A 24,399-nucleotide genomic window follows, 5' to 3' on the forward strand; every position below is an offset into this window, starting at 1 on the left:
AACCGGCCGGCTTTGGAGTGCCAGCGGAAAAGACGGTCCGCGTTGACGCTTTTGTTAGCGATTTAATTTATCAAGCATATATCCCGCAACTGTGCCAGCGATTTCAACAGCCGCCGCCGCCTCCATACCACTGATGCCTGACACCCATGGTCGACCATGCCCCGTACCTTCCTTATTTCGGAGTCGGTTTACACCCACCGCTGCTTGATACATACCCCTTTCCATAGCGCGCTCGGGGGCGTCGGACGATGATGGTTGATCTTCCGGTGTGGCCAATCCAAGGGCCACAAAAGCCTGGCCTAAAAGTGCCGGGAAGTTCGCTTGCTGAGGATAGGAACCATACTTCACAGTAATTACGTGTGCGGCCGTTGCCTCCAGCAGGTCCTTGCTTGTGCCTGAAATCAGAGCCGCATCCTCAGCTCCCTTCTGGGCTCGCCGCGCATAACTTCGAAGAGCTTCTGTGAGCTCTTTACCTGATAATGAGTCTAGGTTCTTTGGACGCAGTGCTCCATCTAGGGCCAGCGTATACCCTTCGGAGTCAAATGCATCTACGGCTTGCTGTATTGGACTCACCCCTATGTAGTTTTCGGAAGATTCCCGAAATCCACCAGATGCTCGGATCTTTGCGATTAGGGCCTCAACAAGTTTGCCTCCAGCTGCTGGGTCGCTATCAATCGCCCAGGAAAGCACAGCTCGAACCCGTTTAGCCTTCCCCACTGTTTGGCCTTGCGATTTTGGGTCAGCATGGGTTAAGCCTGCTCTGCCGATATAGAACTCCAAATCTTAGTGACTTGGCTCCCTGTAGCCGTCCGCCTGTGAATCATCAACCATCTTGCTGACAGCTGCGACAATTAGATCTGTTATCGGAACGGTCATTCGTGAACTTCCTTACGTGTCGCTAACGCCTTGCTTCACTCGACCGCGCGGAGTGGAGCCGAAGGCGCAACGGAGTGCGGGTCGAGTGCAAGCAATTGTTATATCTCAGTTTCATAGATTAGGGGAGATTCTTTCCAAAGTAGTAGGCGCTTGCCCCGCTTATAACTTCTTGGTTAATTTCTTCCAGTTCTGAACCAGTGATTTTTTCGTCGAGGCTTTGGGAGAAAAAACAGATACTTGGGGTAACTGGAACATACCTAAGAGTAGATGCTGTGTCGGGCACCAAGAACTCCCCATCATCACAGGTTAAAATTCCCCAGCGGGCATCCGATAGTTGCTCCATAACCAAATCAATATTTCTTTGGATACTGGTTCCTGTGAAGTGTCTCCCAGAAATAGTTAGATCTGGTCGGATAATAGCAACACCAGCCTTTTCTAGTTGTTCTTGTTCATCTTTTGAATACTCAACAGCTACACCAATTGCACCCTTTATTTCTTGGTCTTCAACTGGGGTATTTGCCCAGTGCCAACGAGTGTTCCACAAAGCAAACATTTTGCTTACAACTACTTGTTGCGTTTCATCCAGGGTTGATGTGTAACCTGCTACGACTTTATCCGCAAGCGCTTGGTATTCATCCTCAATTGCCTTCATAAAGCCTGACTCTGCTCGTTGATCCCATGCTCGCCGAGCGCAAAATACTTTTTCAGTCGGAGTGGCTTTGAAGTTCTTGTCCTTGTTCAAAAGACATACTTCTACACGCTGGCTTGAGTCAGCAAAGCGCTCTATTGATCGAGCAGGAAAGCAGTGTTGGTTAACCGTTAGCTGATATGGGTTTCCTTTTTGCGTCTTTTCGTATTTCATAGGGTTACGACGGACTCTCCTGAGATATAACAGTAGATTAGACAGAATCTGTCATATCGGTGATATACAGATTCTGCATATCATCCTGGCGTTCTCCTCTCGGTGGCACACCAACACGGTAAACCATGCTTTTATCATGGTAGTGGACGTCGCGTCGAGTGGCAGGGCGCCCCGCGCGCTGGGACGAACGATTTTCGTCTCTTGGTCAAAGTCTTACAGCGGCCCTATCGGTCAACGTAGGGGAGACGCAGGGGCCCACGTTAAAGGCTTGCGGGTGGGCTGATTCGGGGCGAGACATGGGGAGCGGGGGCTCGAGCGTGACAGAGCGGGGTGCTATGCAGAATCGGTATATCACTGTTATTGCAGCGTAGCGTGGCGAGCGGAGGCACCACGCGTGGCCCGAGAATCGGGCTTCCGACGGGAGCTGTGGCGGCGTTCCCTGGTACGATCCGGCCAGATGCGAATCGGGAGCCGGTGTTGGAAACGCTCATAGAAGCGAATCAGGCGGTGGTGGTCTGCGGCATTCTGGAGGATGCACAGGGGCGGATCTTTCTGGCGCGTCGCGGGGCCGATCAGGCGCTGGCGGGGTATTGGGAATTCCCCGGGGGCAAGGCGGAGCCGGGCGAGAGCCTGGAGGCCGCGTTGTGCCGCGAATTTCGCGAGGAGCTGGCGCTGGAGCTTCGAGTCGGGGAAGAGATCGGTCGTACGCCGATTCCGGGTAACGGAAGCCTTGAGCTGGTTGCGCTGGGGGCGTGGACGGATGACGAGAGCCCGGTGCTGACGGTGCACGATCGCTGGTGCTGGGTGTCGCCGGCGGAGGCGCCCGGGCTCGACCTCGCGCCCGCGGACATCCCGTTGCTCGAAGCCTTTATTGCAGGACGTTCCGCATGAGCCGGGATAGCGCCGCCAAGTCCCTGCCCGGGGGCGAATGGGTCGGCCTGCATGAACGGCTGGATACGCCGCGGGTTCGGCAGGCGCTGGAAGCATTGGGGCTGGAGGACCACGCCCGCTGGAGCCAGGGGCTGGAGGGCGACGACCTGGCGATGACCCTGGCCGCCGAGCTGGCCCAACGGCTTGCGGAGCGGGCCGGGGAGCTGCGCGAAAAGGGACACGAGGACTGGCCCCGGGCCGTGCGGGGGCTGGCGAATGCGCTGGCGCCGGGGCATCCGCTTTCGGGAATCAAGGAAGACCTTCCGCAGTGCGCATTCCGGGGAGACGAGAACCCACAGCTCCACTACTGATAGCATCCGGCAGAGGGGGAACAGCCGGCCGCCACGCACCAGGGCCTGGTGGAACGGACACAGCGAAAAGGAGGCCACGTGGTCGAGCAGGTAGTGAACGAGCGGCAGGCGAAACGCATGAAGGAGAATTTTCGCCGCGAGCTGCACTCCGGGGGCACGCATGAGGAAGCCCGAATCAGGGTCATGGAAGACATTCAGGACATGGCGGGCCTAGACGAGCAGGAGGCCCGGACTGCGACGGAGCAGATCGAGGAAGAGATCCTTCAGGAGCTGGGGCACGTCGGCAAGCTGGATGTTCCGGCCATCGACGCTCGGGCGCAAAAGCGCTGGTACACCGGTCCGAGCAAGGACGACACCTTCTGGCCCGCCCTGGAGTCGCATCTGCTTGATACCAAAGGCTGGACTCCAAGCTCCGTGCAGTCCATCGACGACCTGTCGACCTCGGTAGTTGCACGGCTTGCGCCGCCACGCTCAAAGGACGACTTCTCGGTCCGGGGACTGGTGGTCGGTTACGTGCAGTCGGGCAAGACCGCCAATATGACGGCCGTGATCGCCAAGGCGATGGACACCGGGTACCGGATGGTGATCGTTCTAGCGGGGCTGACCGACGCCCTGCGCAACCAGACGCAGGAACGCATGGAAGCGGATCTGGTGGAAAACCATCCCGAACTGTGGGAACGGCTCACCACGCTGGAGAACGATTTCGATGCCGGTACGCGCCAGGGCCTGACCAGACCGGATCGCGGGGCGATTCTGGCGGTGGTCAAGAAAAATACCCACGTGCTCGCCCGGCTCCGGGACTTCCTCGAACAGACCTCGAAGAACACCTGCAGGCAGCTCCCCGCGCTGGTCATTGACGACGAAACGGACCAGGCAAGCCCGGATGTCAGCAGGCAGAACGAGGAAGAGGATCCGAGTACCATCAACCTCCGGATCCGCGAGATCCTAGCACGCCTGCCAAAAGCCTCCTATGTGGGTTACACGGCTACGCCGTTCGCCAATGTGCTGATCAATCCGGCGGCCGAAGGAAACGAGCAGTATCATCAGGATCTCTATCCGCGGGACTTCATCATTTCCCTGCCGGCGCCCCCCGAATACTTCGGGGCCGAAACGCTGTTCGGCCGTGACATGCTTTCGGCCGATGACACCGATGCCAACCGCCAAGGGCTTGATGTCGTCCGCACGATCTCGGAAGACGAGGTCGAGCGACTGAAGGCGATCGGCAATGGCGAAGCCGGGCCAGAAACGGCTCTCCCGCCCTCCCTCGACAACGCCATCCTCTGGTTCATCCTGGCTTCGGCGGTTCGGCGTTTTCGGCAGGGTGGGCACACCACGATGCTGATCCACACGAGCCGGCTGACCGATGCGCATTCGTCCTTCGAATTGGCGGTCAAGGCCCGTCGGCAGGAACTGCTCCACCTCGACCCGAGTGAGCGTCGTGACCTCCTGCGAAAGGTCTGGCGGCAGGAATCGACGGCGCTACCCCCGGACAGGTTCGGGCACGCGTTTCCGGACGAAGAAGACGTTCTCGACGACGCAGATGAACTCCTGAACAAGGTCGTCATCTTTCAGGACAACTACATGAGCGGGCAGCGCCCGGCGCTGACATCCGAAGATGACGCGACGGCGGCGATCATTATTGGCGGTGATCGACTCGCTCGGGGCGTGACCCTGCCCGGGCTCATCGTCAGCTTTTTCGGCCGGAACGCCCGCCAGTACGACACCCTGATGCAGATGGGCCGGTGGTTCGGCTATCGCCACGGTTACGAGGATCTGCCACGCATCTGGATGACCTCCTCTACCGGGTCGAATTTCCGGGAGCTGGCAACCATCGAGGCCGAGATTCGCGAGGACATTGCCGCCTACAGTGACGGCGAAAGCCAGCCGATCGACTGGGGCGTGCGCATTCGCCAGGTTCCGGGGATGCTGGTTACCCGCGCGCCTGCAATGCAGCATGCCACGCAGACGCACCTCTCCTATTCGGGCGAACACCTCCAGACCATCCGGTTCCTGCACCGGGATCCCGACTGGCTTTCGCGCAACTGGGATGCCGGGGCACGCCTCCTGCAACGAGCTCAGCAGGACCCCAGCACCTCCGAAACGGAAAACGCGCAGGGGACAGTCATACATAACGTTCCGGTGGACGCGATTCTGGAGTTCCTTTCCCAGTACCAGACAACCCACCAGGTTCGGACCGACACGAAGGCCCTGGCGAGGTACGTGGAAAAATACGCCGATCAGGAGCTGGGCCGCTGGAATGTAGCGGTCGTCATGCCTGCATCGGGTCCGGCGTCCGACAAGGCGCTTGGTCCGCTCGAGGCTCCACGCCTGGTCAACCGCTCCGCCATGTCGGACGCTCCGGATGAGTGCACTGACATCAAGGCGCTCATGTCCCGCGGAGACATCCTGATCGACGTAGACCAGCCACCGCCGGCGGGCATCGAGAGCAACTGGCGCAAGCTGAAGGAATACCGGGCCGGCCTGCAGGGCGGCCGAGGCTTCCCTCTCCTGCTGCTTTATCCGATCAATCCCGATTCCCGGCCCTCCCGCGGTTCGAACCGGCAACCGCTGAATGCCGTGGATCACGTACTCGGAATGGGACTGGTCTTCCCCGAGTCTCCGGGCGGGTTCTCGGGCCACTACATCACCGTCGATCCCGACAAGCTGACCGGGGGCCAGGAGGCCGAATCCGATGACGAGTGAGGACAGCGGACAGCTCCCCGCCCGGGAGCTGCTCTGGATCTGGGAGCGTCTGACCCGCCGGGTAGGCGAGGACGACAGGCCGGTCTTCGAGCCTGCTGACGACCACGAACACGATCCGTTGCTGCTGGGTCTGGGGCAAGCGGGGGCGCCGCGGGCGATGGTACCCGTCGAGCCGGACTACAAGCGTGCCTCCAACCTGTCGGCGAAGAACGTGGTGGTGGATCTGGCGACCATTTCATACGGCGGCCGAAAGCTCCGGGTACTCCGGCTGACCTGCACGGAGCCGAGGCTTCATCCCGTGTTTGCGGAGCTGGTCTCGGACATCCACCGGCGGCTCCTTCAGGGACGTTCCGGGGCCGGCGCGGTGCGCAATGCGGTCGGGGATTTCAGAAAGCTGCTCGAAGCCGCGCCGGCCGGAGATGTCACGCGGGAAAAAGCTGCCGGGCTCGCCGGGGAGTTGATGGTCCTAATAGACCTGATGCGCATTTCCCCGGACGCATGGAATGCATGGGAAGGACCGCTGGGAGGAGAGCACGATTTCCACCGAAACGAGCGTTCCCTCGAGGTCAAGAGCTCCACCCGCCGCGAACCGTCCTCCGTGGAAATCCACGGCATCCGCCAGCTCGAAGCCCCTTCCCGCGGCCTGTATCTGGTCCACCAGATACTCGTGCCCGATCCGCAGGGAGAAATCTCCGTCCCGGATCTCGTGGATAGCCTTCACGCGCTCGCTCCTGCTGCCCCCGGGCTGAGCGAACGACTTGCCGCCTACGGATATTCCGAAACCATCCGGCAAGCCTGGGAGGCCCATCGTTTCAATCCGGGGAAACGAACGATGTTCACGGTGGGTCAGGACTTCCCCCGCATCACCCCCGACCGGCTCAAGTCAGGTGAGACGGACCCGGGAATCGATTCCGTGCAATTCTCGCTGCGCCTGGATGCACTGGGCAAGTGGGCCGTTCCTGATGAAGCAAGGGCCTCGATTCTGGAGGAGTTCCTGCATGGACAGTGAACCGAAAGTCAGCCGGTCCAGCCAACCCTACAGTGATTACGGTGACCTCTCAGGGACCGGGGCAAGACGTCTGCTCGGCACGCCGACCACCGAGCCACTGGAAACGGCGATTCGGGAAAGCGGCCAGAACAGCTGGGACGCCCGCCTGCCCGGCGAGGTGCCGGAATACCTGGTGCGGCTCAGAACGCTGACGGAAGAGCAGACCCGCTATCTCCGGGAGGTCGTGTTCAGGGACCTGTCACCCGATCCCAGGGCCCCGCTCCATGAGCTGTTCCGCAAGCCGCGCATCGCAGTCGCGGAAATCTGCGATTTCCGGACCCACGGGCTTACCGGAACACCCAGACCCTCGGAGCTGACGGAGTCGCGGGATTCCCGGTTTGTACGGTTCCTGCGCAACATCGGGAGCCCCCGCCGGGACGGCAGCGAATCCGGAGGCACCTACGGTTACGGCAAATCTTCCCTCTTCGCCCTCAGCTCCTGCCAGACGGTCGTGGTCGACAGCCTCACCAGCGACGAGGACGGACCAAGCGAACGCCGTTTCATGGCGAGCCGCATGGGCGAAGAGTTCCACGATCCGGAGACCGGACAGGGCTTTACCGGCCGCCACTGGTGGGGCGCCGAGACGGACGATGGATCGGTTGTGGACCCCGTGCGCGGCGAGGATGCCCGCCGGCTCGCCGATTCACTGGGTCTCCCCGAACGCGATGCGGCAAACGGGACCGGCACGTCCGTGCTGATCCTGGATCCGGTTGTCGGCATCGATTTGGATGATCATCCCGCACTGGCATCCTATATCCACCGGGCCCTGCTGTGGCTTTTCTGGCCCAAGATGGTGCCGATGGAAGGAACGGACCACCCGCCGATGCGATTCCGGGTCGAACTGGACGGCCGCGATTTTCCGGTTCCTGACGTGGAGCAGAGTCCCCCTTTCCATCTTTTCGCGCAGGCGCTGCACGAGGCCCGCTCGGGCTCTTCCGAACGTGCCGAACCCATCCGCTGTGGCAGACCGAAGAAACTGCTCGGACACATGGGCCACGAGTTAGGTCCTGTGGAAGATCGGCCTCCCCACCTCAAGGGCGAGGACGGCCTGGCCATGCCGGAGGTCTCTCACCACGTTGCCCTGCTGAGACCGGCCGAACTGGTCGTCAAATACCTTGAGGGGCCGATTCATCCGAACGAGCGCCTGGAATGGGCCGGGGTGTTCATCTCCAGCCGCGAGCAGGAGGTAGAAGAAGCCTTTGCCGCCGCCGAACCACCGACGCATGACGACTGGAACTTTCAGTCGCTCCCCAAGGGATCCCACGAGAAGACCTTCGTCCGGGTGGCCCTCAGGGAAATCAGAGAGAAGATGAAGGGGATCGTCCCCGACCCGCGTTCACCGACCGGCGACGGTTCGGAGGGGCTCGCCGGGATCGCGGACCGCCTCGGCAGCTATCTGCTTTCGGGCGACGGCGATCGGGCCGTGCGTCAGAAACAAACGGGCAAATCGGGTGGCGGGGCCCGCGGCCCCGTGCGGCTGACGGGGGTCCGGTCAGGCGAACTGGAAACCGAGGGACGTCGCACGATCGCCACGTTCCATTTCACGGTCATGGGATCTGCGGGCAAGGCCGTCGAGCTCACCGCCCGGCCCGCCATCGCCGCGGAGGGAAGCGAGAACATCGATGTCAGCCCGGATGGCGACCGACCGGAACTCCGGGAGTGGGAACTCGACGGCGAGGAGGCCGGCGCGGACGAGTCCGTCGTCACCGAGATGTCGGCCGGCCGCATGGAAGGCTCCGTTCGCGTAACGATACCGCCGGGCGTGGCCGTAAAACCGCGTATCAGTGTGCGGGAGGTATCCACCGATGAGTGAACCCGTTGCCTTCCCGTTTCTTCGGCCCGATCCGGAGGTCGTCAGCGCCGAGCCCTGGTCCCGGGAGTCGGAGGAAGAACTGCGGGAGCCCTTGCCCGACATCCTTCCTCACTGGGACTATTCGGTCGACCTCAATATCGGCCGCAGCCTGCGGATCGATCTCTCCGCCCTCCGCCAGCAAACCGAGCTGGAACCCGACAGTACCTTTCTTCTCAACGTCTTCCTGCAGACCGGAGACATGCCGGTCCGGCGCAATATCTTTTCGCGGCTGGTCGACGCCGGCAAGGCGGATCACGAAGAGATCGACATCGGCCCGGTGATGATCCATGGGCACGAGCTCCAGGGACGCATCGAGCTGTCCACGAGCCTGGCCTTCAACCAGGGCGGACGTCGGTCGCCGCTCTCCCCGCTGGCCCCCGGCAGTCGGCTGTGGGATGACCGGCTCGTGACGCAGATCGAAGGTGGCGGTTCCAGGATGCCCATGGAATCGCGGGACTTCAGCAGTTTTTCACGTCATCTCGCTCACGCGCCCTGGTTCATCGACCTGAGTGCGAACCGTCCGGACGAGCGTTTCGAGTCCGTTTTCCGCGTGATCCTGAATACGGCGCGAACGGATATCCATGGTCCACTGATCCGGGGCGAGCAGCCGCTCACCTCGCTCTTCACGGCCGAGATCGTGCGGCATGTCCTCATGCGGGTTCTGCTCTCGGAAGAGCTCGAGCTGGATGCGGGAGACTTCCCGGACGGCAGTCTCGGCGCGGTCGCGCTGTCGTGGATGGCAACCGCCTTTCCGGAGGAGGACGTCGGCCAAATTCGGCAGAAGGCGATGGACGATCCGGCCCGCTTTGAATCCATGATCAGCTCGGTATTCGGCAAGCCTGATGACGATTGAACTGTTTCCCCGCCTGGACACCTTCTCCGCTCGCGAGATCTGGGAGGAATACCATTCCGACCCCGATCGCACGCCGGAATGGGCCACTCAGCACCCCGCGATGACCTACACGCAGACCGGGGGCTCAAAGGTCGAGGACAAGCGACTGAAGGGCATTCGCTCCCGGCTGGTGGAAATTGCCACGGAATGCGGCTTCCCGGAGGTGGCCCCGCGGGACGCGACGACGCGATTCGATCTGCTGGCTGCACGCTACCTGAGCGAGGAAGCCGCTATTCCGGTGTGCGAGGCCATGCGCCAGGACATGTGGGCATTTTTCTCGCTGGTTCTGGCTCCGGACATCACGGACTGGCGCTTCGAAGGCCGGCCTCGCGAACGCTGGACCGCCGGCATCCGCAACACCTTCGGGATCCTCTGGCGTCGCGGCTATCTGATTGGAGCCGACCACCAGGACGGCCGGGGGAGCGGATGGGAGACACTCCGGGCCCTGACCCAGGATGCGCTCGTCCAGATCATGGAAAGGACATCCCTCACTTCCCATCCCCGAACGGCGCGGATCATTGCCGAAACCTGGCTCCATACCAACGGGCAGCGATCACCAGCGGCTCCCATGGAAGCCGTCATGCGCTCTGCCAGCCGCAACCTGCGAGCCTATCGCGTGACCCAGGAGCTCGATGCCCTGCCTGACAAGACCCTGCGGGACCGGGTGTCTGCCGCATTCCGTGCTGCGCTGAAGGAAAACACCCGGGCACCCTAACCGACCGCGCGGACCTCCCGTGACGGCTCACACGCCTGCTCGTCGCGCCAGTCCCGGAGGATCTTGCGAACAATCTCCGCGATCTGGCGGGCCAGGAACGGGGGCACGGCATTCCCCACCTGATGATACTGCTCGGTCCGGTTGCCCTCGAAGAAGTAGTCGTCGGGGAAGGTCTGAATCCGGGCGGCTTCACGCACGGTCAGGGCGCGACACTGGCCCGGATCGGGGTGAATGTAATAGTGCCCGTCCTTCGCGATATGGCTGGTGACCGTCCTGCCGGGTTCGTCTTCAATCTGCACCCGGAATCGATCCGCGAATTTTCCGGTCGTCCAGTTGGCATGGCTGGGCGCGAGACCCGGCAGGGCAAAATCGTCGGCCCCCCTGGGTGAACGCCCGCATGCGCGAGCAAAGCTCGCCGCGTAAAGATAACGGGCAAGATCCGCGGGCATGTGCGAGCGGGTTTCGTGATTGAGCACCACATCCAGACGCGGGTCATGCCACCAGTCCGCGAGACCACCGACGTTCCTGGTTTCAGGTGCCGAAACCAGAGGCTGAGACCGGGCACCAACCGACCATTGCCGGATTTCCCGAATGCGCCTGACGGCACTGTCCAGCTCCTCGGCCAGGGCGTCCTGACCGCGCCTCGCTGCCTCCCGCACAAGGGCCTCGCCTCGCTCCGAAACCTCCTGCCGCCAGGCCTGTTCGCTGTCCCCTCTGGACAGCCGACTGCGCAACGCCGGCAGGTCGCCGACCGCATCGGCGACGGTCGTGGCCCGGCGCTTGTGCAGGCACCCGGGGACTACACCCAGGTCCTCCCGCACCCCCAGGAGAAAGACGCGATGGCGGGCCTGCGGGACGCCGTGTTCCTCGGCTTTCACCGTAAAGGCATGGGAAGGAATCGCGGCCGGATCCTCTCCGGCCGAAAACACGACGCCGGGATCGACCAGTGAATGGATCCTGTATCCCGGTCCGTTCGGAGCACGCGCGAGAGCCTCATCCGGGTCGACGAGATCTCGGAGAATGTCGTGAAAGATCCTCCGTCCGCCAACCCTCGAGCTGACAATGCCCTTCACGTTCTCCATCACGAAAACGGCCGGGCGAAAATGCTGGATCAGCTTCAGATATTCGCGATACAGATAGTGGCGACCGTCGTCTTCGGGAACATATCCCTCGATACCCCGGTTACGGGCTCGGCCGACCAGCGAATACGCCTGACACGGCGGGCCCCCGACAAGAACACCGTCGACAAAATCCCGCTGCGCCAGGGCCTGCGAGAAGCGCTGGTCATCATCGGCGTTCCCCAGCGTCACGCACAGTGCCTCCCGCTCCGCCTCCTCCCAGAGTTCGCGGGTCGCATCGGTCCACGGGGCAGATCGCCGGCCCTTCACGTAGTCATAATAGGGGGCCGTGCTTTCACCCGAAGCCTCGAGGGCGCGCTTGAACGCCCGCAGCCGCAGCGTACGGTGGGCCGAGGACGAACATTCCGCAGACAGTTCGATACGAAAGGCATCCGTGAGCGAGGCGAAGCCCTCACCCAGGCCGCCGGGGCCGGCAAACAGGTCTGCTACGGGTACAGGCGTCATTGAATGAGCCCTTTCTGGAGAGAAGGTTTCACGGCCGCGAGGCCGCTCGGGAGCAACACTCGATGGACGTAGTTGATGCGAAAACGCGCTCGCGGATGATGTCCGGGATCCGCTCGACCAACACCCGACCCGAGATGCGGGTGCGTCGTTTTCTCCATTCGCGAGGTTTCCGCTACAGGCTTCATCAGGCAAGGCTCCCGGGCAGCCCCGATCTCGTTCTCAGGAAACATTCCCTGGCCATCTTCATCCATGGCTGTTTCTGGCATCGCCACCGTGGTTGCCGCCTGACCACCACTCCCTCCACCAACCCGGAAAAATGGCAGAAGAAATTCAGCCAGAACGTTGCCCGTGACCAGCGCAACCAGGAGCAGCTTCTGACCGCCGGCTGGCGCGTACTGATCCTCTGGGAATGCGGCCTCCGTGGCAGCGACATGGAAGCAATGCTCGACCAGTGGCTGCCCGGGTGGATCACTGGTGACGAACCTTTTCTGGAATGGCCCGAAAAGGAAACTCCCGCCACCTGAGTGGGAAACCCGCAATTCCTGCTCAGATGATACCAGGTCACCCCCCCCGGCTGCCTGGTGGCAAATGGCACGCTCTCGACAATTACCGTCAGGTGCCGAGCGCTTCCTTCAGGTGGTGGAAAGCCGGGAGCAGTGCTGTTCGGCCGCTTTACTCAGAGGGCCTCTCCGTGGTCTTCGACGTCGCGGCGCAGTTCGTCGCTGGCCTCGGTCAGGTCGACCAGATCGAAGGTGTAGAGCGTCCGCAGGTCCTCGATGCGGCCGCGCAGCCGGCCCCAGTCGCTGATGGCAACGTCCCGGGCCGGCACGATCGCCAGGTCGATGTCGGAGTTCCAGCGCGCCGTGCCACGCGGCCAGGAGCCGAACCAGATTACCCGGGCATCGTCGCCGAATTCCTCGCGCACGATGGCGGCGGCGTCATGCTCCAGCCCGGTCACCCGCTCGCGCGGCGACTGCGCCCCTTCGGCATTCGGGATGTTGGCGTAACCCGCGGTTTCCATGCTCTGGCCGTCCCCTGAGTACAGGAGAACTATAGCATCCGGTGTTGCTGACAAGCCTCGGGTCCGAGCGTCAACTTCAATGTAAAGCGCACCCCCGCATGAGGAGCCACCCCATGAGTCGCCCGTCAGTCAGCATGCCGTTGCGCCATGCCCTGGCAAAGGCGGCCTCCGTGCGAGCACGCTCTCCGATGACCAGGTCGCCGCTACCATCGATTTCACTCGGTGTTGGGCGTCCCGATCTCGGAAGCCCGGATGCCGACAAGCACCTTTTCGAGCAGTCTGAGAATGCTGGCGGTGCCCGCAGGATCATGCGGCAGGTTGGCGACCATGTCGCCGACAAGCTGAAGCCGCCCGTCCGGTGCTGTCTCCTGTTCCAGGATTTTGATGACACTGGCCCGGGTTGCCTGCGCCATGATCGAAGCCAGATCCCCACCGAGAATGTACGCTCCGGCTTCCAGATAGTCGAAGTCTTCGTGGTCAAGCAGGCCGACATATTCACGGAACAACCGATCACGATTGCCGGCATCCAGATACGTCTCGACAAGATACCGGAGGTCTTCCGCGTCGCGCCGTCGACGGCCATCCTGCCGGCCGTCATCCCAGGCGATGAGTTTGAGCAGGGCCAGACCCGCTGGAGAGATGCATTGCGTGTCAGTTGGTGGGTCGCTCCTGACCCGCACTAGGCGGGCGGTCCTGGAAGCATCGGCGAACCCCTGCACATTCAGATGGAACACGTGGTCGGGTGGCCAGCTGATGGTATGAGCCGGCCTTTCGAGCCCGCCAAACGGGATAAGATCGACCCGCACAGGTTGTTGCGCAGCAATGTACAGCAGGCGCTGCGCGGCACGATCCGTGCGGAAACGACCAGTGGCCAGGAGACCTTTTTCGAGACCCTGGAATGTATCCCAGTGTGCGATCTCCAGCGCGAGATCGATGTCCCGAGTGGCCCGCCGGACCTCGAGGCCAAAGCCATGATGGAGAACCATGTCCCGCGCGGTGGCCCCGACCACTACAAATGGGATACCCAGCTCGGCGGCCAGGCGACCCACCTCACCCAGCACTTCGGCTAGTAATGGGTCAATCCGGTTCGAGACGTCCAGCCAGACCGTGCTCATACAGCATCCTTGCAGTTTCAATGTTGCGTTCGTCACCGCTCGCCATGAGTTCGGCATGGACGAGCAGTCGCGGCGCGAGTTCCGGGCCCTCGGTGTGACATTCCGGCGGCCAGAAGGTCTGATGGAGTTCGATGTCTCCATCCGGATCCTTGCGCAGGCCGAAGGCGGCCATCAGCCGGTTGGGGGTCATGCGAGTGTGGATGGAAACCCGCTCCGGGATCAGGTATCCGGTCAGCCTTGCGGCCGCGACCTCCCCTCCCCAGACGGCACCGTACGGTTCCAGGTCGGCGTGCTCCCACCACCCGGGCCCGGGGGCGCGGTAACGCCCGAGTAACGTCCTGGGCCGCAGTTGTTCCGGGTATGCGAGGGTCCACCGTTGAATGAGGGCATGATGGTTGTGCAGACGGCGGGTTCGCGATCCCGTTTCGAGGAGAAAGCCCTGGTCGCGCAGTGCCTGAAGACTGCGGCTGGCACTGCCGAGCGAGACGCCGGCGGCATCGGCAATCTCGCGGTAGGTCGCGTGGAGAAGACGGGGAGCGCACAGCAGGGCGAAGACGACGCGCAGGCCGGCGCTCTGGAAGGCAGCGCGGCCTGCCGGGTCGCGGTCCACCGATTCCGCGGCCACCGGCTTGTTGCCCCGGACGTAGACGTACACCGGCGGGGCATTGATGTAGGCGTTTCCGGCCAGGTCCAGATAGCCGATATCCATGCTCTTCAGGCGTTCGGCCAGGCGCGGGTTCACATACTCGCTGACGATCAGTACGGGGTATTCGGGCTCGAGACGGGCGGCGATCCAGCTCACGCTGGCCGGGGTGAGACGGGGCACGGTGTGGACCTCGAAGCACCGCTGGGTGCGTTCCGGGGCAACCCGCAGGTAAAGGGATGATGCACGTTCGATCTGCGGGTGCAGCCCGGTCGCGCCTTCCAGGCATTCGCATGCCTGTTCCAGAAGCTGTTGTTCCTGTAAACCATCCATGACCGGGCGCCTGTTCAAAGATTAAGCTTGTTCAATATTATTGAACAAAACAAACTCATGAACAACGCGAGGATGGGCGCTCAGTCGAAGACGACGGTCTTGTTGCCGTGGGTGAGCACCCGGCCTTCGAGGTGGTAGCGCAGGCCGCGGGCGAGGACCCAGCGTTCCACGTCGCGGCCCTTGCGGATCATGTCCTGAACGCTGTCGTCGTGGCGTACGCGGGTGACGTCCTGTTCGATGATGGGGCCGGCGTCCAGTTCTTCGGTCACGTAGTGGCTGGTGGCGCCGATCAGCTTGACCCCGCGGGTGTGCGCCTGGTGGTAGGGGCGCGCGCCGGAGAACGAGGGCAGGAAGCTGTGGTGGATGTTGATGATGCGCTGCGGGTAGCGCTCGCACATCCACGGCGGGAGGATCTGCATGTAGCGGGCGAGGACCACGGTGTCGGGCTGCAGTTCGTCGAGGCGTTCCTGCAGCCGGGCGAAGGCGCTCGCGCGGTCGTTGCGCGGGACGGGGATGTGCTCGAACGGGATGCCGTAGCAGCGCGCCAGGGGCTCGTGGTCGGTGTGGTTGGAGAGGATGGCGGGGATGTCCATGGGCAGCTCGCCGGCGTTCCAGCGGGCGAGCAGGTCGCTGAGGCAGTGTCCTTCGCGGCTGACCATGAGCACTACGCGCTGGCGGCTGCGCGAGTCGGCCAGCACCCAGTCCATGCGCATGTCTTCGCCCAGATGCAGCAGGCGGTCGCGCAGTTCGCCCTCGCGCGCGGGGTCGAGGGCGAAGACCCAGCGCATGAAGAACCAGCCGGCCTCGGCGTCGGTGTGCTGGGCGGCTTCGGTGATCCAGCCGTCGGTGCCGGCAATGGCCTCGGCCACCCGGGCCACGATCCCGTGCTGGTCGGGGCAGACGATGCTGAGGCGGAAGTCGTGGCGCGCGGGGGCGGTTTCCGTCATGGTCGAGATGTTCCGGGGAGATTGAAGCCGTCAGGGTACACCGGGGCGCCCGGGAGACCGATACCCGGCAAGAATGACTACGGGCTCGACCGGACGCGCTCCCCGGCCCAGCTGGCAAAGGCGGAATACACCTCCAGGGCGTCGGGGACGGCGCCGATCACGCGATCCAGATCGATCGTGTCATAAAGATGCGTCAGTACGTTGCGCATCGCGCAGGCGTCCACCAGCTGGTCGGCCAGCCCGGCATCCAGGCCATGGCGGTCGCGCAGAGCGATGAAAACTTCGCGATAGGCCGAGGCCAGCCGGTCGCCATCCCTGCGCAGGAGTTGCAGCCCGATATCGGCCGCCGATTCACACAAAAGCTGGAGCAGTCGTTCAATCGCATAGTGCTCCTGCCTCTGCACGGACACGTCCAGAGCTGCGTAATACTCCATGTCCGTCAGGAAACGATGGAGCATGTCGAGCTTGCGCCCGACCACCTCGGCGGTATCAGGGGGCATCCGTGCCCTCCATCCGGTGTTGCTGGAAGAGTACGGAGTCGGCGTGCAGGAAGAAGGCCCGGTCCTGCTCGGCGTGGAAGCGCCCGGCCTGTGCTTCGTACAGGCAGACGCCATCCCGGAAGACCTCGAACCGGGTCAGCGGGGAAGTGCCCTCGCTCAGAACCAGCAGATCAACCGGGCAGGGTTCCAGGATCTCTTCCAGTTGCCGTTGCCAGCGGCCCTGGGTCATCAGGCCTGGCATCTCCGCCGGCTGAACGGCAAGGTCGATGTCCCGGCCGGTGCCGTCCCGCGCCGTGGAGCCGAACAGGACCAGCAGCTCCCAGCCATGCTCTCTGGCGAGGTGCTCGAGCTGCGAAGTTTGTTCGGGAGAAAGCATGGGGCACCGCGGCAGCGAATCCGAAAGGGTCCAGATTAGGACAACTCCAGTTCGCGGCCAAGGCCGTTCCTACGGGGCGGGGGCTGCAGGAGCGAGCTTGCTCGCGAATGGTGAGCAGCCTGTTCGCGGCCGAGGCCGCTCCTACCGGGGTCAGGCGGTGTCGCGCAGGCCGGGGGGGATGGAGAAGGTGATGGTCTCTTCCTGGCCGGCGACTTCGCTGACCTCGTTCACGCCGCGCTCGCGCAGGTAGTCGATGACTTCCTGCACCAGCAGTTCGGGGGCGGAGGCGCCGGCGGTCACGGCGATTCGGTCGCGGCCTTCGAGCCACGCCGGGTCGATGTCGGTGGCTCCATCCACCAGATACGACGGCACGCCGGCGCGCGCGCCGATCTCGGCGAGGCGGTTGGAGTTGGAGCTGTTCTTCGAGCCGACCACCAGCAGCAGGTCGCAGTCGTCGGCGAGGGTCTTCACCGCGTCCTGGCGGTTCTGCGTGGCGTAGCAGATGTCCATCTTGCGCGGCCCCTCGATGTTGGGGAAGCGCGCGGTGAGGGCGTCGATGATGTGGGCGGTGTCGTCCATCGACAGCGTGGTCTGGGAAACGAACGCCAGGCGGTCGGGCTCGCTCACCTCCAGGCGTTCCACGTCTTCCACGGTTTCCACCAGCATCATGCGCCCGCCCTTCGAGGTGTCGAACTGGCCCAGGGTGCCCTCCACCTCGGGGTGCCCGGCATGGCCGATGAGGACCACTTCGCGCCCCTCGCGGGCGTGCTTCGACACCTCGAGGTGGACCTTGGTCACCAGCGGGCAGGTGGCGTCGAACACGGTCAGGCCGCGGCGCTCGGCCTCTTCCTCCACGCGGCGCGGTACGCCGTGCGCGGAGAAGATGACCACGTTGCCGTCCGGCACTTCGTCCAGCTCTTCCACGAACACCACGCCGGCGTCTTCCAGGCGCCCGACCACGTGGCGGTTGTGCACCACTTCGTGGCGTACGTACAGCGGGGCGCCGTGGATCTCCAGGGCGCGTTCCACGATCTCGATGGCGCGTTCGACGCCGGCGCAGAAGCCGCGGGGGTTGGCGAGCCGGACCTGCATGTTCATGCCCTGTTCTCCTCGCGGATCACTCGTCCGCCGGGTGCACTTCCAGGATCTCCACCTCGAAGGTGAAGTTCTTGCCCGCCAGCGGGTGGTTGAAGTCCACGGTCACGGTCTCCTCGCTCAATTCGCTGATGCGGCCGGGCACGGCCTCGGCCGAAGGGCTGGTGAACTCGTAGATCTGACCCTCTGCCAGCTCCGCCTCGGGCGGGAACTGGTTGCGGGGCACCGACTGGAAAGCCTCTTTCTCGGGCCAAGGGAACATGGTCCCGGCCTCGATCGCAAATTCCCGCTGATCGCCCGGCTGCAGGCCGATCAGCAGGTCTTCCAGCCCGGGCAGGATCTCGCCGGCGCCGACCTCCAGCTCGGTCGGTTCCTCGCCGGTGGAATCCACCACCAGGCCGTTTTCCAGCACCAGCCGGTAGTGCATGCGTACGCGCTTTTCTTTTACTACGGTCGTCATCTTTGCTCCAGTTCGCTTGCAGACGCGGGGCGGGTCAGTCGCGGCGGGTGGCTTCGCCTTCGGTAAAGGCGGCAACGATCAGCAGCACCGCGCCCACGGTGATCGCCATGTCGGCGACGTTGAATGCGGGCCAGTGATAACCGGCCCAGTGGAAATCGAGAAAATCCACCACCTTGCCGATGCGCAGGCGGTCCACCAGGTTGCCGATGGCACCGCCCACGATCAGCCCCAGCGAGGCGATGGTCAGCCAGGCATTGCGCGGCAGACGCGCCAGCCAGACGGTGATCAGCACCCCGGCGGCGATCGCGATCCCGGACAGCAGCCAGCGGCCCCAGCCGCCGGCATCGGCCAGCAGGCTGAACGCGGCCCCCGGGTTGTACAGCAGGGTGAAGTTGAAGAACGGGGCCACTTCCACCGAGGCGAACTGGGTGAGCGCGCGCTCGGCCCAGAACTTGGTGATCTGGTCCAGGACCAGCACCACCGCGGCCAGGGCGAGCCCCGGCGCCAGTCCGGAATGCCCCGGCAGCCTCACGCGAACCGCCGGGTCTCGCCCGGCCCCTCCACGTTGGTGACGCAGCGCCCGCACAGTTCCGGATGCGCCGGGTTCTCGCCCACATCGGGACGCAGGTGCCAGCAACGCACGCACTTGGCGTGTTCACTGCGGTGCACCACCACGCCGATCGCGGTGCCGTCCTCCAGGGTCGCGACATGCGCATCGGCCGGGGCGGGCTCGGTGCTCAGGCGCACCTCCGAGGTGATGAACACGAACCGCACCTCGTCACCCAGGCGTTCCAGCGGGGCGCGCACCGGGGCATCGGCAGGCACGTGCAGGTCGATCTCGGCGGTCAGCGAGGCGCCGATGCGCTGCTCGTTGCGGGCGGTTTCCAGCGCGCGGGCGGCGTGGGTGCGCATCTCCAGGATACGGTCCCAGTCGGCATTGCTGAACGTCGCGTCCTCCGGCAGCGGGGCCAGGCCCTCGTACCAGGTAGCGAACAGCACGGAGTCCGCGCGTTCGCCCGGCAGCAGCTCCCAGATCTCCTCGGCGGTGAAGGTCAGGATCGGCGCGATCCACCGGGTCAGGGCCTCGGCCACGTGGTACAGCGCGGTCTGCGCGGAACGCCGCGCGTGCGAGTCCGCCGGCGTGGTGTACTGGCGGTCCTTGATCACGTCGAGGTAGAAGCTGCCCAGCTCCACCGAGCAGAAGTTGTGCACCCGCTGGTAGATCGGGTGGAACAGGAACTCGTCGTACGAGCGGGTGACCTGTTCCTGCACCTGCAGCGCGCGGGCCACGATCCAGCGGTCCAGCGGCAGCAGTTCGTCCAGCGGCACCGCGTGCTCCTGCGGATCGAACCCGCTGAGGTTGCCGAGCAAAAAGCGCATGGTGTTGCGGATGCGGCGATAGGCATCGGCGGTACGGTCGAGGATGTTGTCGGAGATCGCCATCTCGCCGGAGAAGTCGGTCGCCGCGACCCACAGGCGCAGGATGTCCGCGCCCAGGGTGGAGACAACCTCCTGCGGCGCGACGACATTGCCGCGCGACTTCGACATCTTCTCGCCGTTCTCGTCCACGGTGAAGCCGTGGGTCAGCACCCCGCGGTAGGGCGCCTCACCGCGCATGGCCACGCTGGTCAGCAGGCTGGACTGGAACCAGCCGCGGTGCTGGTCGGAACCCTCGAGGAACAGATCCGCCGGCAGGCCGCCCAGCTCGGGGCGCTTCTCCACCACCGTGCTGTGCAGCACGCCGGAGTCGAACCACACGTCCAGGGTGTCGGTGAGCTTGACGTACTCGGCGGCCTCCTCGCCCAGCAGTTCTTCCGGCTCCAGGCGGAACCAGGCCTCGATACCCTCCTCTTCGATGCGCCGAGCCACCTGCTCGGTGAGTTCGGGGGTCATCGGGTGCACGCGGCCGGTCTTGCGATGCAGGAAGAACGGGATTGGCACGCCCCAGTGGCGCTGACGCGAGATGCACCAGTCGGGCCGGTTGGCCACCATGCCGTGGATGCGCGCCTGTCCCCAGTCGGGCATCCAGCGGGTCTCGCCGATCGCGCGCAGGGCGTCGGCACGCAGTTCCTCGCGGTCCATGCTGATGAACCACTGCGGCGTGGCGCGGAAGATGATGGGGGTCTTGTGCCGCCAGCAGTGCGGGTAGCTGTGGTGGAGTTTGCGCGCCACGATCAGCGCGGCCTTCTCGTGCAGCACGTCGATCACGTGGCCGTTGGCCTGGTGCACGTTCTGCCCGGCGAAATACGGCGTGCCCTCCACGAACACCCCGTCGGGGCCCACCGGGTTGTCCACCGGCAGGTTGTACTGCAGGCCCACGGCGTAGTCGTCCTGACCGTGGCCGGGGGCGGTATGCACGCAGCCGGTACCAGCCTCGGTGGTCACGTGGTCGCCGAGAATCAGCGGCACCTCGCGCTCCAGGAACGGGTGCTGCAGCACCAGGCCTTCCAGCGCGGCACCCTTCACGCGTGCCAGCACGCGGCCTTCGCCCAGGTCGTAGCGGGCCAGGCAGTCCTCCAGCAGCCCCTCCGCCAGCAGAAGGCGCTCGTGTTCCAGTTCCACCAGCGCGTAATCCAGCTCCGGGTGCACGGCCACCGCCTGGTTGGCCGGCAGGGTCCACGGCGTGGTGGTCCAGATCACCACGCTCACCGGACCGTCGGCATCCGCCCCGGAGAAACGCCGCACCAGGTCCACGTCGTCCACCACGCGGAAGCGCACGTCGATCGCCTGCGAGATCTTGTCCTCGTACTCCACCTCGGCCTCGGCCAGTGCGGAACCGCAGTCCACACACCAGTGCACGGGCTTCTCGCCCATCTGCACATGGCCGCGTTCGTAGATACGGGCGAGGGCGCGCACGGTGTCCGCCTCGACCTGGTAGTCCATGGTCAGGTACGGGTTCTCCCAGTCCCCCAGCACGCCCAGGCGCTGGAAGTCGGCCGACTGCCCCGCTACCTGCTCGGCGGCATACGCCCGGCAGGCCTCGCGGAAGGAGGCCGCGTCCACTTCGTGTCCCGGCTTGCCGATGTTGTGCTCCACCTGCAGCTCGATCGGCAGGCCGTGGCAGTCCCAGCCCGGCACGTAGGGGGCGTCGAAGCCCGCCAGCGTGCGGCTCTTGACGATAATGTCCTTGAGGATCTTGTTGACCGCGTGGCCGACGTGGATCGAGCCGTTGGCGTACGGCGGGCCGTCGGCCAGCACGAACCGCGGGCGTCCGGCGCAGTGCTCGCGCAGGCGGCGATAACGGTCCTCCGCCCGCCACTGCTCCAGCCATTCCGGCTCGCGCTTTGCCAGGTTCGCCCGCATGGGGAAGGCGGTCTGCGGCAGGTTGAGCGTATCCTTGTAGGGATTCGGCGGTGCCTGTTTCTTGGCCATGGCTCTTCCGGATGGGCCCCGCGGGGCCGGTTGCTGTGGAGTTGAAGGATTCGGCAGTTTCGACCGGTGTCAGCAGACGGTACGGGGCACACGGCCCGGTTCATCGCCCGCCAGGCATTCACGCGCCGTGTCGGCGTCCCGTGCGATCTGCGCCTTGAGGGCATCCAGCCCGTCGAAGCGCTGTTCGCCGCGAACCAGCGCGCGCGGTTCGAACGCCACGCGCGCGCCGTAGAGCTCGGGGGCGGCGTCCAGCACATGGATCTCCAGGCGCTGTTCGGTGCCCTGCACCGTGGGCCGCCAGCCGATGTTCGCCACCGCAGCCAGCGGTTCGCCGCCCGCGCCTTGCAGCCAGCCGGCATACACCCCGCGCAGCGCCAGCGGCCAGCGCCCGAGGCGCACGTTGGCCGTGGGGAAGCCGATGGTACGTCCCAGGCGGTCGCCATGCGCGACCCGCCCGTGCAGCCGGTACGGCCGTCCCAGCAGCCGCGCCACCTCGTCGAAGCCGCCCTCGCGCGCGGCGGCGCGCACCCGGGTGCTGCTGATGCGCCCGTCGGCATCGCTGACCGTGGGCGTGGACTCCACGCTGAAGCCCAGCCGCTCCCCTTCGGCACGCATCAGGGCGCTGTCGCCCTCGCGCCCGCGGCCGAAGCGGAAATCATCGCCCACCAGCACGTGGCGCGCGCCCAGCCGCCGGTACAGGACCTCCTCGAGGAAGTCGCGCGCCGGCAGCCCCGCCAGGCGGGCATCGAAACGCAGCACCCAGGCGGCGTCCAGGCCGCGGCCGTCCAGCGCCACCAGACGGTCGCGCAGGCGCTGCAGCCGCCCCGGCGGCGTGGGCGCCCCGGCGTGTTCGGCGAAATATTCGCGCGGCAGCGGCTCGAAGGTCATCAGCACCGACGGCGCCGCATGCTCGCGCGCGGCCGCCAGCAGGCGATCCACCACCGCCTGATGCCCGCAGTGCAGACCATCGAAGTTGCCGATGGTCACCACGGCGCCACGCACCGCGGTCAGCCCGGAATCCGTACCGTCGGGCCTTCCCAGCCCTCGAATCAGCCGCATTGCCCCGTATCCAGGAAAAACGGCAAGTATAACCCGGCGTGCCCCGCGAGATCAGGCCTCGCGCAACAGGAAATGCCGCGGACGCAGCCCGGCCAGCCACAGCGTCACCCCGAGACTGGCCACCCCGGCGACGATCAGCCCGGTCAGCGCGGTCCCGCGCTCGGGGATGGACCAGTCCGTCCATGCGTCCAGCGCCGGCGACAGCACCACCAGCACCGCCACCATCACCGCCAGGGCCACGGGCAACCCGTAGCGCAGGCGCCGCAGGGCCGGCCCCGGCCGGTAGATCCCTTCGCGCAGCAGGCCGCGGTACAGCAGCCCGGCGTTGATATAGGCCGAGGCCGAGGTCGCCAGCGCCAGCCCGGCATGCGCACCCGGCACCCCGGACAGATACCACGGCAGCACGAACAGGCCGTTGAGCAGCATGTTCCACAGCATGGCGATGATTGCGATGCGCACCGGGGTTTTCGTGTCCTGGCGGGCGAAGAACCCCGGCGCGAGCACCTTGATCAGGATGAAACCCGGGAGCCCCAGCGAATAGGCGGCCAGCGCCAGTGCGGTCATGTGGGTGTCGTGCGGGGTGAACTCCTGGTACTGGATCAGCGTCGCGAGGATCGGCACCGCCAGCACCACCAGCCCGGCCATCGCCGGCAGGGCCACCAGCATCGCCGTGCGCAGCGCCCAGTCCAGGGTGCGGCCGAAGGCCTCGGGCCGCTCCTCGTTGAACTGTTTCGCCAGGCGCGGAAGGATTACCGTGCCGATGGCGATGCCGAACAGCGCCAGCGGCAGCTCGACGAAGCGATCGCCGAAATACAGCCAGGAGATCGAACCCGCCACCAGGAACGAGGCGATCAGGGTGTCCACCAGCAGGTTAATCTGCACCACCGAGGTCCCGAGGATCGCGGGCAGCATCAGCTTGACGATCCGGCGCACGCCCTCGTGCGCCCGGCGGAAACGCGGCCGTGGCAGCAGCCCGGCCCGCCACAGAAACGGGATCTGGAAAGCCAGCTGCAGCCCCCCGGCGATGAACACGCCCCAGGCCAGCGCGACCACCGGTTCGGCGAACATCGGCGCCAGCCACAGTGCCGCGCCGATCAGCGCCAGGTTGAGAAACACCGGAGTGAACGCCGGCACCGCGAAGCGCCCGATGCTGTTGAGGATGCCCGCCGCCATCGCGGTCAGGGAGATGAACAGCAGGTACGGGAAGGTGATGCGCAGCATGTCCGCCGCCAGGTCCTGGCGGCCTTCCGCCTGCGCCAGCCCGGGCGCGAAGACCCAGATCAGGGCCGGGGCCGCGAGGATGCCCAGCAGCGTGATCACCGAGACTGCCGCCATCAGCGCCCCGGCGGTATGGTCCAGCAAATCGCGCAGGGCCTCGCGCCCGCGCTTCTCGCGGAATTCGGCAAACACCGGCACGAAGGCCTGGTTGAAGGCCCCCTCGGCGAACAGCCGGCGCAGAAAATTGGGGATGCGGAAGGCGACGAAGAAGGCGTCGGTGGCCGCGCTGGCCCCGAAGGTCACCGCCAGCACCATGTCGCGCAGATAGCCCATGATCCGCGAGATCATGGTCATGCCGCTGACCACAGCGGTGGATCGGAACAGTCGGTTCATGCGGAAGCCGGCACCACACAGACAATGAGCGGACCGGAGTGTAACCGACTCGCCCGTCGCCAGGCCCGGCGACGGCTGCCCCGGAGAACCGCGGG

General features: G+C 64.8%; 22 protein-coding genes and 1 pseudogene. 8 read left to right on the forward strand and 15 right to left on the reverse strand.

Going from position 1 to position 24,399, the window contains the following annotated elements; translation table 11 throughout:
• Positions 1–54: 54 nt before the first annotated feature.
• Positions 55–780 (reverse strand): abortive infection family protein, encoded by a 726-nt coding sequence (locus G020_RS14815; RefSeq protein ID WP_196800313.1) that lies wholly within the window; start codon positions 778–780, stop codon positions 55–57.
• A 214-nt stretch (positions 781–994) separates the two neighbouring features.
• Positions 995–1,738: a DUF4238 domain-containing protein gene (locus G020_RS15300; protein WP_156002747.1), complete on the reverse strand. Its 744-nt coding sequence runs from the start codon at positions 1,736–1,738 to the stop codon at positions 995–997.
• Between the two features lie 477 nt (positions 1,739–2,215).
• On the opposite strand from G020_RS15300, the gene G020_RS0109520 reads away from it, so the two are divergent.
• From G020_RS0109520 to G020_RS0109550, 7 genes and pseudogenes are all read left to right on the forward strand, one after another.
• On the forward strand, positions 2,216–2,629 hold the full coding sequence (locus G020_RS0109520; RefSeq protein ID WP_024329436.1) for a (deoxy)nucleoside triphosphate pyrophosphohydrolase: 414 nt from the start codon (positions 2,216–2,218) through the stop codon (positions 2,627–2,629).
• Positions 2,626–3,010, forward strand: a pseudogene (locus tag G020_RS0109525) (DUF3427 domain-containing protein); the annotation flags it as partial. The gene G020_RS0109520 and the pseudogene G020_RS0109525, both read left to right, overlap by 4 nt.
• Before the next feature lie 47 nt (positions 3,011–3,057).
• On the forward strand, positions 3,058–5,682 hold the full coding sequence (locus G020_RS0109530) for a Z1 domain-containing protein (RefSeq protein ID WP_024329438.1): 2,625 nt from the start codon (positions 3,058–3,060) through the stop codon (positions 5,680–5,682).
• The gene (locus G020_RS0109535) at positions 5,672–6,691 is read left to right on the forward strand and encodes a PD-(D/E)XK motif protein (RefSeq protein ID WP_024329439.1); all 1,020 of its coding nucleotides are present in this window, start codon (positions 5,672–5,674) and stop codon (positions 6,689–6,691) included. The genes G020_RS0109530 and G020_RS0109535 overlap by 11 nt, the downstream gene beginning before the upstream one ends.
• Positions 6,681–8,543 carry a hypothetical protein gene (locus tag G020_RS0109540; RefSeq protein WP_024329440.1) on the forward strand — a complete coding sequence of 621 codons (1,863 nt, stop codon included), beginning with the start codon at positions 6,681–6,683 and terminating at the stop codon, positions 8,541–8,543. Before G020_RS0109535 ends, G020_RS0109540 begins: the two co-directional genes overlap by 11 nt.
• Positions 8,544–8,634: 91 nt before the next feature.
• Entirely contained in the window at positions 8,635–9,435 is an 801-nt protein-coding gene (locus tag G020_RS0109545; RefSeq protein ID WP_231363058.1) for a hypothetical protein, read from the forward strand.
• Complete coding sequence (locus G020_RS0109550; protein WP_024329442.1) at positions 9,425–10,189, forward strand: hypothetical protein; 765 nt, start codon at positions 9,425–9,427, stop codon at positions 10,187–10,189. Before G020_RS0109545 ends, G020_RS0109550 begins: the two co-directional genes overlap by 11 nt.
• Here G020_RS0109550 and G020_RS0109555 read toward each other — a convergent pair.
• Entirely contained in the window at positions 10,186–11,772 is a 1,587-nt protein-coding gene (locus tag G020_RS0109555; protein ID WP_024329443.1) for a DNA cytosine methyltransferase, read from the reverse strand. The genes G020_RS0109550 and G020_RS0109555 overlap by 4 nt on opposite strands.
• A gap of 62 nt (positions 11,773–11,834) precedes the next feature.
• Here G020_RS0109555 and G020_RS0109560 point away from each other — a divergent pair, with 62 nt between their 5' ends.
• The gene (locus tag G020_RS0109560) at positions 11,835–12,296 is read left to right on the forward strand and encodes a very short patch repair endonuclease (protein ID WP_024329444.1); all 462 of its coding nucleotides are present in this window, start codon (positions 11,835–11,837) and stop codon (positions 12,294–12,296) included.
• A 152-nt stretch (positions 12,297–12,448) separates the two neighbouring features.
• On the opposite strand, the gene G020_RS0109565 is transcribed toward G020_RS0109560, so the two are convergent.
• The 12 genes from G020_RS0109565 to murJ all read right to left on the reverse strand — a co-directional run bounded on the left by G020_RS0109565 (position 12,449) and on the right by murJ (position 24,304).
• Complete coding sequence (locus G020_RS0109565; RefSeq protein ID WP_024329445.1) at positions 12,449–12,793, reverse strand: nucleotidyltransferase family protein; 345 nt, start codon at positions 12,791–12,793, stop codon at positions 12,449–12,451.
• A gap of 215 nt (positions 12,794–13,008) precedes the next feature.
• Positions 13,009–13,908: a nucleotidyl transferase AbiEii/AbiGii toxin family protein gene (locus G020_RS0109570; protein WP_024329446.1), complete on the reverse strand. Its 900-nt coding sequence runs from the start codon at positions 13,906–13,908 to the stop codon at positions 13,009–13,011.
• Entirely contained in the window at positions 13,871–14,884 is a 1,014-nt protein-coding gene (locus G020_RS0109575; RefSeq protein ID WP_018947171.1) for a type IV toxin-antitoxin system AbiEi family antitoxin, read from the reverse strand. Before G020_RS0109575 ends, G020_RS0109570 begins: the two co-directional genes overlap by 38 nt.
• 80 nt (positions 14,885–14,964) lie before the next feature.
• Entirely contained in the window at positions 14,965–15,831 is an 867-nt protein-coding gene (gene purU / locus G020_RS0109580; protein ID WP_024329447.1) for a formyltetrahydrofolate deformylase, read from the reverse strand.
• 77 nt (positions 15,832–15,908) lie between these two features.
• Entirely contained in the window at positions 15,909–16,331 is a 423-nt protein-coding gene (locus tag G020_RS0109585) for a DUF86 domain-containing protein (RefSeq protein WP_024329448.1), read from the reverse strand.
• Positions 16,321–16,707, reverse strand: coding sequence for a nucleotidyltransferase family protein (locus tag G020_RS0109590; protein ID WP_024329449.1), 387 nt, complete (start codon positions 16,705–16,707; stop codon positions 16,321–16,323). Before G020_RS0109590 ends, G020_RS0109585 begins: the two co-directional genes overlap by 11 nt.
• Before the next feature lie 150 nt (positions 16,708–16,857).
• Positions 16,858–17,805 (reverse strand): 4-hydroxy-3-methylbut-2-enyl diphosphate reductase, encoded by a 948-nt coding sequence (gene ispH / locus G020_RS0109595; protein ID WP_024329450.1) that lies wholly within the window; start codon positions 17,803–17,805, stop codon positions 16,858–16,860.
• Between the two features lie 19 nt (positions 17,806–17,824).
• Positions 17,825–18,262 carry a peptidylprolyl isomerase gene (locus G020_RS0109600; RefSeq protein ID WP_018868985.1) on the reverse strand — a complete coding sequence of 146 codons (438 nt, stop codon included), beginning with the start codon at positions 18,260–18,262 and terminating at the stop codon, positions 17,825–17,827.
• A gap of 34 nt (positions 18,263–18,296) precedes the next feature.
• The gene (lspA, locus tag G020_RS0109605; protein ID WP_018947177.1) at positions 18,297–18,794 is read right to left on the reverse strand and encodes a signal peptidase II; all 498 of its coding nucleotides are present in this window, start codon (positions 18,792–18,794) and stop codon (positions 18,297–18,299) included.
• A complete protein-coding gene (gene ileS / locus G020_RS0109610) occupies positions 18,791–21,634 on the reverse strand; it encodes an isoleucine--tRNA ligase (RefSeq protein ID WP_018947178.1) in 2,844 nt (947 codons plus the stop codon). The genes lspA and ileS overlap by 4 nt, the downstream gene beginning before the upstream one ends.
• A 69-nt stretch (positions 21,635–21,703) precedes the next feature.
• On the reverse strand, positions 21,704–22,693 hold the full coding sequence (ribF, locus tag G020_RS0109615; protein ID WP_018947179.1) for a bifunctional riboflavin kinase/FAD synthetase: 990 nt from the start codon (positions 22,691–22,693) through the stop codon (positions 21,704–21,706).
• Positions 22,694–22,744: 51 nt separating this feature from the next.
• A complete protein-coding gene (murJ, locus tag G020_RS0109620; protein WP_024329451.1) occupies positions 22,745–24,304 on the reverse strand; it encodes a murein biosynthesis integral membrane protein MurJ in 1,560 nt (519 codons plus the stop codon).
• Positions 24,305–24,399 lie beyond the last annotated feature (95 nt).

It is taken from the genome of Thioalkalivibrio sp. ALR17-21 (genome assembly GCF_000420185.1).
Lineage (GTDB): Bacteria > Pseudomonadota > Gammaproteobacteria > Ectothiorhodospirales > Ectothiorhodospiraceae > Thioalkalivibrio > Thioalkalivibrio halophilus.

Bases quoted from the DNA above. Each gene is read 5' to 3' on its own strand.
- G020_RS15300 (WP_156002747.1), bottom strand. From the start codon at position 1,738: ATGAAATACGAAAAGACGCAAAAAGGAAACCCATATCAGCTAACGGTT.
- G020_RS0109535 (WP_024329439.1), top strand. From the start codon at position 5,672: ATGACGAGTGAGGACAGCGGACAGCTCCCCGCCCGGGAGCTGCTCTGG.
- G020_RS0109540 (WP_024329440.1), top strand. From the start codon at position 6,681: ATGGACAGTGAACCGAAAGTCAGCCGGTCCAGCCAACCCTACAGTGAT.
- G020_RS0109550 (WP_024329442.1), top strand. From the start codon at position 9,425: ATGACGATTGAACTGTTTCCCCGCCTGGACACCTTCTCCGCTCGCGAG.
- G020_RS0109555 (WP_024329443.1), bottom strand. From the start codon at position 11,772: ATGACGCCTGTACCCGTAGCAGACCTGTTTGCCGGCCCCGGCGGCCTG.
- G020_RS0109560 (WP_024329444.1), top strand. From the start codon at position 11,835: ATGGACGTAGTTGATGCGAAAACGCGCTCGCGGATGATGTCCGGGATC.
- G020_RS0109565 (WP_024329445.1), bottom strand. From the start codon at position 12,793: ATGGAAACCGCGGGTTACGCCAACATCCCGAATGCCGAAGGGGCGCAG.
- G020_RS0109570 (WP_024329446.1), bottom strand. From the start codon at position 13,908: ATGAGCACGGTCTGGCTGGACGTCTCGAACCGGATTGACCCATTACTA.
- G020_RS0109575 (WP_018947171.1), bottom strand. From the start codon at position 14,884: ATGGATGGTTTACAGGAACAACAGCTTCTGGAACAGGCATGCGAATGC.
- purU (WP_024329447.1), bottom strand. From the start codon at position 15,831: ATGACGGAAACCGCCCCCGCGCGCCACGACTTCCGCCTCAGCATCGTC.
- G020_RS0109585 (WP_024329448.1), bottom strand. From the start codon at position 16,331: ATGCCCCCTGATACCGCCGAGGTGGTCGGGCGCAAGCTCGACATGCTC.
- G020_RS0109590 (WP_024329449.1), bottom strand. From the start codon at position 16,707: ATGCTTTCTCCCGAACAAACTTCGCAGCTCGAGCACCTCGCCAGAGAG.
- ispH (WP_024329450.1), bottom strand. From the start codon at position 17,805: ATGAACATGCAGGTCCGGCTCGCCAACCCCCGCGGCTTCTGCGCCGGC.
- G020_RS0109600 (WP_018868985.1), bottom strand. From the start codon at position 18,262: ATGACGACCGTAGTAAAAGAAAAGCGCGTACGCATGCACTACCGGCTG.
- ileS (WP_018947178.1), bottom strand. From the start codon at position 21,634: ATGGCCAAGAAACAGGCACCGCCGAATCCCTACAAGGATACGCTCAAC.
- ribF (WP_018947179.1), bottom strand. From the start codon at position 22,693: ATGCGGCTGATTCGAGGGCTGGGAAGGCCCGACGGTACGGATTCCGGG.
- murJ (WP_024329451.1), bottom strand. From the start codon at position 24,304: ATGAACCGACTGTTCCGATCCACCGCTGTGGTCAGCGGCATGACCATG.